Genomic DNA, 2,177 nt, shown 5'->3' with positions numbered 1-2,177 from the left:
CTGCCATCATCAACAATCGTACCTGTACCCTCTGCCGGCGTAGTTTGTACGGCCGTTGCACCGGACAACGTAAAGGTCTCAGGGCCTTCGAACAAGTCATCATCTGTTGTACTAACGGTGATGCTGTATGTGGTGTCGTTGGCAGGCACGGTGACATCAAATGAGCCGTCAGGGTTTACCGCGACAATTTCAGTGCTGTTGTCCGCATAAGTGATCGTCACTTGTGTATCGGTATAATCCAATCCGCCGTCTGCGGTGCCATCGGCGAGCGTCATGCTAACAACAGTATCTGTTGTACTGGCATTACTCATGGTCACATCAAGTGTCGCTGGGTCGCCTTCGTTGACGGTGGTTGAGCTAATTGATGCTACAGTCGGACGGTCATCATCTGGATCAGGACCTGGGCCACTGCCATCATCAACAATCGTACCCGTACCTTCTGCTGGTGCAGTTTGTACAGCAGTTGCACCGGACAACGTAAAGGTCTCTGGGCCTTCGAACAGGTCATCATCCGTTGTGCTAACAGTAATGCTGTATGTGGTGTCGTTGGCAGGCACGGTGACATCAAACGAGCCATCAGGGTTTACCGTTACAACTTCGGTGCTGCTGTCGGCATAAGTTATCGTCACCTGTGTATTGGTGTAATCCACGCCACCGTCGGCTGTGCCATCAGCGAGTGTCATGCTGACTATAGAGTCTGTATCACTGGCATTACTTAGCGTTACATCAAATGTTCCTGCTTCGCCTTCATTAATGAGTTCGTTAGAAATAGAAGCTACAAGTTGGGCATCGTTGTCGATAATAGTCGTAGTACCTATTGCCGGGACACCTTGAACATCTGTAGCACCCGATAGGGTAAATGTTTCTGTATTTTCTGTAAGCTCGTCATCAGTCGTACTCATTGTGACGCTATATGCAGAATCGTTTGCTGGTACTGTTACAACAAAACTACCGTCAGGCTCTACATTAATAACTTCAGTGGTATTGTCCTCATAAGTAATCGTAACCAGCGTATTAGTGTAATCCTCCCCACCTTCCGCACTTCCATCTGCAAGGGTCATATTCACCACTGTAGGGGTCGTACTTACATTACTTAAGGTAACGTCTAAAGTCGCGACTTCGCCTTCATTTACAGTGGTACTGGTAATAGATGTAACAGTTGGGCGGTCGTCGTCTGGATCTGGGCCTGGACCGGTGCCATCATCCACAATAGTCGCTGTGCCAGTATCTGCCCCCTGAACTGCACCAAGACCGGTGACATCTACAGTAAAGTTCTCTGGACCTTCAAACACTTCATCATCAATCGATGCAATTCGAACATCAAACTCTGTAAGTCCTGCAGGTACAGTTACCACACCATCGTTTGGTACCGCTACCCAACCTGAGCCGGTGTTGTATTCGAGTGTACCAAGGTCACCGACTTCGGTATCACCAAGATTAAGGCCAAGTTCTACCTGAACGTCATCTTCGGAGGCATTAGTTAGCGAGACAACGAAGTTCGCCGTATCACCTTCGTTAATCGTGCCAGCATCACTGATTGAAACTGTTGGACGGTCATCGTCTGGATCGGGACCAGGACCTGTATTGTCATCCACAATAGTCGCGGTGCCAGTATCTGCCCCCTGAACTGCACTAAGACCGGTGACATCTACAGTAAAGTTCTCTGGACCTTCAAATACTTCATCGTCAATCGATGCAATGCGTACATCAAATTCTGTCAGTCCAGCAGGCACAATTACCACACCATCGTTTGGTACCGCTAACCAACCTGAGCCGGTGTTGTATTCAAGAGAGCCAAGGTCACCGACTTCGGTATCACCAAGATTGAGGCCAAGTTCTACCTGAACATCGTCTTCGGAGGCATTAGTTAGCGAGACAACGAAATTGGCAGTGTCACCTTCGTTAATGGTGCCAGCATCACTGATAGACACCGTTGGACGGTCGTCGTCTGGATCGGGACCAGGACCTGTATTGTCATCCACAATAGTCGCAGTGCCCGTATCTGCACCTTGAACAGAACCGAGCCCGGTCACGTCTACCGTGAAGTTCTCTGGACCTTCAAATACTTCATCGTCAATCGATGCAATGCGTACATCAAATTCTGTCAGTCCAGCAGGCACAATTACCACACCATCGTTTGGTACCGCTAACCAACCTGAGCCGGTGTTGTATTCAAG

At 49.0% G+C, this 2,177-nt stretch carries 1 protein-coding gene; it reads right to left on the bottom strand.

The features are described from left to right. Positions 1-2,177 (bottom strand): beta strand repeat-containing protein (locus QTO06_RS25180; RefSeq protein ID WP_331410321.1); only part of this gene is annotated, 2,177 nt, incomplete at both ends.

The sequence above is a fragment of the Vibrio sp. M260121 genome (assembly GCF_036533715.1).
Classification (GTDB): domain Bacteria; phylum Pseudomonadota; class Gammaproteobacteria; order Enterobacterales; family Vibrionaceae; genus Vibrio.
The sequence above is the reverse complement of the archived record's forward strand: the minus strand, read 5'-3'. Positions and strand labels throughout refer to the sequence as shown.